General features: G+C 67.2%; 6 protein-coding genes and 1 pseudogene. 3 read left to right on the top strand and 4 right to left on the bottom strand.

Annotated elements, in window-relative coordinates:
• Positions 1-377: 377 nt before the first annotated feature.
• Positions 378-740: a DUF4184 family protein gene (locus AWW66_RS36520; protein ID WP_157527689.1), complete on the bottom strand. Its 363-nt coding sequence runs from the start codon at positions 738-740 to the stop codon at positions 378-380.
• 47 nt (positions 741-787) lie between these two features.
• Positions 788-1,348 carry a VOC family protein gene (locus AWW66_RS21670; protein WP_245648412.1) on the bottom strand — a complete coding sequence of 187 codons (561 nt, stop codon included), beginning with the start codon at positions 1,346-1,348 and terminating at the stop codon, positions 788-790.
• Positions 1,349-1,594: 246 nt separating this feature from the next.
• Here AWW66_RS21670 and AWW66_RS21665 point away from each other — a divergent pair.
• From AWW66_RS21665 to AWW66_RS21655, 3 genes and pseudogenes are all read left to right on the top strand, one after another.
• Positions 1,595-2,971 (top strand): annotated as a pseudogene (locus AWW66_RS21665) (ISL3 family transposase).
• Positions 2,972-3,664: 693 nt separating this feature from the next.
• Positions 3,665-4,102, top strand: a complete 438-nt coding sequence (locus AWW66_RS21660) for a hypothetical protein (protein WP_067369521.1) — start codon at positions 3,665-3,667, stop codon at positions 4,100-4,102.
• A gap of 292 nt (positions 4,103-4,394) precedes the next feature.
• Positions 4,395-4,766 (top strand): ArsR/SmtB family transcription factor, encoded by a 372-nt coding sequence (locus AWW66_RS21655; RefSeq protein WP_067369518.1) that lies wholly within the window; start codon positions 4,395-4,397, stop codon positions 4,764-4,766.
• A gap of 162 nt (positions 4,767-4,928) precedes the next feature.
• Here AWW66_RS21655 and AWW66_RS21650 read toward each other — a convergent pair whose 3' ends face one another.
• Positions 4,929-5,459, bottom strand: coding sequence for a hypothetical protein (locus AWW66_RS21650; protein ID WP_157527686.1), 531 nt, complete (start codon positions 5,457-5,459; stop codon positions 4,929-4,931).
• Between the two features lie 65 nt (positions 5,460-5,524).
• Positions 5,525-5,893, bottom strand: a complete 369-nt coding sequence (locus AWW66_RS21645) for a histone-like nucleoid-structuring protein Lsr2 (protein ID WP_067369512.1) — start codon at positions 5,891-5,893, stop codon at positions 5,525-5,527.
• Between the last annotated feature and the right edge of the window lie 107 nt (positions 5,894-6,000).

Raw genomic sequence — 6,000 nt, 5'->3', positions numbered from 1 at the left:
ACTGGCACCGGACATCCACTATCGACCCGGCCCGAGCGGCGCGCATCCCACGGTTCGTCCGGCCCGGCAGCCGCCCGGCCGGCGCGGGGATTGACCGCCACCGGCCGAACAGGACAGCCAGCCGTAGACGACGCGACGGCCCCGCTCCTACGGTCGGAGGGCGGGGGCGGGGTGGCAGGTAGGTCCAGATGGTGGCCTGCAGTCCGTTGACGTCGGCCGGCTGTTCGTACCCTGGGGCGAGCTGGATCGTGGGGGCGTCGATCTGGGCGAACCATCGGCCGAGCGTGACGACCCTTCGCGACCCGTTGCAGGTTGTGCGAGCGGGTGATCCGGATGACGACGCCCAGCGTCGGGGAAGGCGAACACGGCGTTGTTGGTCAGCCGCAGCAGCAGCGTGCTCGTTGTTGATACCCAGCAGCGCCGCCACCTGCTGGGCGGTCTGCCGCATCGAGGCCTTGCCGAACCGGCCACCAACTTCCTGACGGCCTGTGCTGCTGTTCGTCATGCGGCTGCCCGGGAGAGCCGTATGACGGTGTGCCGGAGGTCGGCCATACGCACCAGCCGACCAGCCCGGGAAGCTGGTGGGAGAAGGGCCCGACCGGCAGGCCGGAGCCATCGAGGACGTAGGCGAGATCCGGTGCCATCGAACCGAAGATCAACGCCGTTCCGTCGAACCAGCGTGGCCGCGAGAGTTTCAGGGGCACGATCGCTGCCGGGTGGGACGGGAAGGTGAGAGGCACGGGATTTATCCGATCGACGTTGCGGCGTAGGCCAGCGCCATCGCCGCCTACAGAACAGCGGGGATCGCGAGAGTCCAGCGTGGCATCCACCGCTGTCTTTCGCTCATCCGGACGGGCATTCCCCTGCTGGCTCGCCGGTGGTACGAAATGTTTCTCCCTAAGGCCGAGACGGCCTGGCCCATCTCGGCGAGGATCCCGGTGCCCTGGCCAAGCTCGATGAGGTAGCCGTCCGGATCCTGCAGGTAGCAGCGGATCTCGACGCCGTGGTCCTTCGGCTCGGTCAGGAACTCGCCACCCCGGGACCGCCACTGCTCATAGACAGCGTAAACGTCGGTGACCCGGATGTTCATCGCGCTGCTCAGGGTGTTCGAGTCTGTCGGCGCCTGGGCCTGTACGTCCGGCTTGTCGTCGGTCGGACCGCCCTCGCTGTTGATCACAATGTAGCTGTTGTGGAACCGCAGAATCGCCGGCTGGCGGTCCCGCACCACCGTGGCTCCCAGCACCCGCTGATAGAACTCCCGTGACCGGTCCACGTCCCGCACGATCAGCAGATGCGTGAGCACCAGCCCGCCCTCGGGCTGGAAGTAGTCCGGCGCCTCGTTCGCCATCCACGCCTCCCCGGTCCCCGTCGGTCGGCTGCCTACCCGCCTTCGGCGCTGGCACACCTTCCTCGCGTGGGTTCCTTCGGTCGGACGCTCTCCTCGGTCCGCCGCCTAATTCGGATCGGGCCGAGGTAATTCCGGGATGGCGCGAGCCCTTCCGGTGGTAGATGTCGGTGATCGGGACTGTAAAACGAACGGCCCTGTCTCACATTCGGTGGTGACGGAGGGTGGTGAAGCGTCGTTGCCTCCCATGTGGAGAATGTCGACAAGCCTGTGCAGGCGGTGTTCTCGGGGTTGTCCCCGCTGATCATCGAGGACGTGGTCGATGAGGGTGAGCGGATCGTGGTTCGAGCCCGGACGCCGCACGACACCGCGGTCTGCCCGATGTGCGGGGCCTCGTCGGGACGGGTCCACGGCTATCACTGGCGGACGGTGGCCGACGTTCCGGTCGACGGGCGTCGGGTGGTGGTCCGCGTGCGGGTGCGGCGTCTGGTCTGCCCCACGCGCGGCTGCCGCCACACCTTCCGTGAACAAGTCCCGGGGGTCCTGGAGCGATACCAACGCCGCACGACCCGGCTGTCTCGGCAGGTCAGAGCCGTGGTCAAGGAGTTAGCAGGCCGGGCAGGGTCGCGTCTGCTGGCGGTACTGGCCATGGGCCTGTCCCGTCACACGGCCCTGCGCACCCTGCTGCGCATCCCGTTACCCACCGGGCGGAAGCCCCGAGTGATCGGCGTTGACGATTTCGCCCTGCGCCGGCGGCACCGCTACGCCACCGTGGTCATCGACATCGAGACACATGAGCGGATCGAAGTACTGCCCGACCGCACCGCCGACACCCTCGAAGCGTGGCTACGCGAGCATCCCGGCGTCGAGATCGTGTGCCGCGACGGCTCGGCCACCTACGCCGAGGCCATCCGCCGCGCCCTCCCGACGCGGTGCAGGTCACGGACAGGTGGCACCTGTGGCACAACCTATGCGAAGCCGCTCTCAGCGAGGTGAAGGCGCACAGCACCTGCTGGGCCCCCGTACTGGACGCACCCATCTACGACGGGCCCCGCGCGCAGACGACCCTGCAACGCTGGCACCAGGTCCATGACCTAGTCGACCAGGGCGTCGGCCTACTCGAATGCGCCCGCCGCCTACAACTGGCCCTGAACACCGTCAAACGCTACGCACGCATCGACCGGCCCGAGCGGATGCTCCGCGTCCCCAAGTACCGTGCCAGCCTCGTCGACCCCTACCGCGAACACCTGCGCAAACGTCGAGCCGAGGCCCCCGGCGTCGGCGTCAAGCACCTCATCGACGAGATCAAGGCTCTCGGCTTCACCGGCTGCCTCAACCTTCTGCACAAGTACATCAACCAAGGCCGCGCGGACGCCGACCGCAGCCACATCTCCCCACGCCGGCTCGCCCGGATGATCCTCACCAGGCCCGACAAACTCACCCCCGAGCATCGAGATCTACTGGCACGGCTCACCGCAGCCTGCCGACGCCGTGAACGCCGCACTCACGCTTCCCTACAGCAACGGCCCCACCGAAGGCGTCAACACCAAGACCAAACGAATCGCACGCCAAATGCACGGACGAGCAGTTTTCACCCTGCTCCGCCACCGCATCCTCCTCGGATAGCAGCACCCTCCGTCACCACCGAATGTGAGACAGGGCCGTTCGTGTTTGACAGACCCCGCGCCGAGGTCGGGCAGCAATTTGGTGTCCGGTAGCACGATGTTGATCAGCCGGGCTGGAGTGGCCGGGGTGCTCGGTGGGTGCTCGGACGTCGGGGAACTGGCGCGGACGCCCTCGGACCGGCCCGGAAGTCGGGGCCCCCGCCCTGGTTGCTGGAAGTGGCGTTGCGGGCTCATGGTCCCGTACAGGGGCGTGGACCTGCGGGTATCCCGCCGGATTCACCAGGATTCAGGGCTAGATAACCGGACCAGCTTTGATAGAGTGCTATTTGGATTACTTTGCCCAAATGCCTGCCGACTACGGATCAGAAAGTCAGGAATTCGGCTCCCTTCGAAAGCACAAAGCCCTGAGGGTCGAGAGTCGCACATCTGCGGGCTTCCGTCGAGGGTCTTCATCTGCTTGTGGATCGCGGCTGGCCTAGGGCGTGTCTGACAATGGTTGAGCGTTTCCGGCTGGAACTCTGGTCCCGTGTCGCGTTTTCGGTTGCTCTCGGATGCCCGGTGGTCGTTGATCGAGGGGATGCTCCCGAAACCGACGGGACGCCCGGGCCGGAAGGGAATGGCCGGCGACGTATGATCGCGGTGAGGGTGAAGCGCCAGGCCGAGATTCCGGCACCGGTGTGAGGGAGGGATCGGGATGTTCGGTTGGAAGAACAAGCTCAACGATCTGATGGCGCAGCTCAGGCCCGACCTGAGTCGGGAATCGCTCGGCGTCGGGCCCGACTTCCCGGGCATCGCCCCGAACCCGCTGCTGAGCAGTGATGCGCGGAAGCGCAATGCGGAACTGCGTACGGGGGCGCTTGCGCTCGGCGTTCTCGTCGACTGGCGGGAGGTGAACAGCAACCCTCGCGTGGTCCTGATGTTCGACGTGGAGACCGCCGACGGCATCTCGTTCCGCGGTATCGCAGACGAAGACCTCACGATCACCGAGCTCACCCGACTCGCCCCAGGACAGACGTTGCCCGTGCGCTACCGGCCGGCCGTCATGGACCACTACGTCGCCCTTGCCCGGGACGCGGACCCTGCCCGTGTGCAGCAGCTCTCTGACGAGATCGCGAGCCGCAAGCGGAGCTGACCCGAAGCCATTGGGCGATGTGCGAGAGTCTTTCGGGTGACCGTCGGTGGTGACGCTTGCCTACGGTCGTTGAGGTGGGGGGAGACGAGCAGAGCAGGGTCGAGCCGCAGAACCTGGGGCGGTCGGATGAGGTCACCAGACGCGACCTGCCCGCCGACAATCACCACGTACACGGTTCCGGCACCCTCTGGTGCGTTGATCATGCCGACCTGACGGACGCGGCGGCTTTTCACACGACATCACGGTGATCTACCCCTCGTTTGCACCGCCGGCGGGCAGTGTTGCTGCAACGATGCAAGACGTGGGAACTGCGAAGACTACGACGCCGGCCATCTCGCCCCTTGCTGGCGAGCCGATCAAGCGCGCCGACGCCGAGCGGCTGGCGGGAGTACTGAAGGCATTTGCCGACCCGGCCCGGCTGCGCCTGCTCAGCCTGATCCAAGCCTCCCCGGCCGGGGAGGCGTCCGTCAGTGACCTCACCGCGCCGCTCGGGCTCTCCCAGCCGACCGTCAGTCACCACCTTCGGATCCTTACCGAGGCTGGCCTGCTCGAACGGGAGAAGCGCGGCGTCTGGGCGTACTACCGCCTGGTGCCGTCCGCGATCACGGCGATCGCGGACCTGTTGACGCCACCTCGGAAACGAGCAACGAAGAAGTCCCGCTGACCGGCGTCGGAAAAAGCGGCGTTGGTGGTTGCTGGCTTGGTCTGTCCGGACCAGCCAACACCGGGCGATCCTCCGGGCGGGGTCGAGGCCCCGGCCTCGGTTCCGGCGCTGACCGCACCGCGCTGACGCACCAGCCGTACTCGCTGTCGGATGGCCGGCCTGTCAGGGCACAATCGCGTACAGGCGGTCGGTCGGGTCCACCACGGCGTTGAGTCGCGCCCCGACCGTCAGGGCTGGGTCATCCTTGCACTGTGAGGTGGACTCGAACGGCTCGAACCCGGGCCCGCTGATCAGCAGGCTCAGCTCGACTCCGCTCTCCTCGCCCAGGGAGGTGGGCCGCACGGCGGTGATCTCGGCGGTGGCGGCCACGCCCACCGCCTCCAGCCGGTGCAACTCCCGCCGGGCTCGTTCGCGCAGTCGTGACTCGTACCTGGCCAGCTTGGCGCAGGAGATCGTGACTCCCACCCCGGCGACCCCCATGATCCACCGGTTCAGGCTGGGCTCGCTGGTGGCGAGAGCGACGGCCGCGTACACCATGAACGGGCCGATCAGCAGCAGTGGCAGGCCCAGGAGCCAGAGCATCAGCCGCAGGAATCCACCGGACGGAAGGTTCGCCTGACGTGGCCCGGAATCGATGCCCTTCCCGGTGAGCGCGTTCCGTCCGGGCGCGTACCCTCTCGGCACGGTCGGCATGGCGCCACCCTAACCCCGCGTCGCCGGAAACGGGAGAGTCAGTGTGGACAAGCCGGGTCGGCGGGCTAGCGACCGGCCTTGGCGTGATACTCGTTGACGACATCCTGTGGGATGCGACCCCGGTCGGAGATGTCCTTGCCCGCCTTCTTGGCCCAGTCCCGGATCGCCTTGTTCTGCTCCCTGTCGGTGCTGGCGCGACCTCGGCTGTGACCGGCTGTAGTGCCGCTGCGGGCCGCTCGGCCGTTGGCGATGCCGCCCCCGCCGACCTTGGTGCCGTGCGCGGTGTACGGGGCGAAGGCGTCGCGCAGCTGCTGCGCGTGGGCCGCCGACAGGTCGATCTCGTACTGGACTCCGTCCAGGACGAACCGGACGGTCTCGTCGGCGTCCCCGCCGTCCAGGTCGTCAATGAGCTTCTGGATGATCTGCTTGGCCACGTCGGAACTTCCTTGTACTGCCAATGGGTTCGCCGGGGCATTACCCGGTGCGACACGCATGATGAACGATGAGCAGTGAATAGCCCTGCGACTACGTGATGCCCACC

Source organism: Micromonospora rosaria, from assembly GCF_001567585.1.
GTDB classification, from domain to species: Bacteria; Actinomycetota; Actinomycetes; order Mycobacteriales; family Micromonosporaceae; genus Micromonospora; species Micromonospora rosaria.
This window is presented reverse-complemented; position numbering and strand designations above follow the sequence as displayed.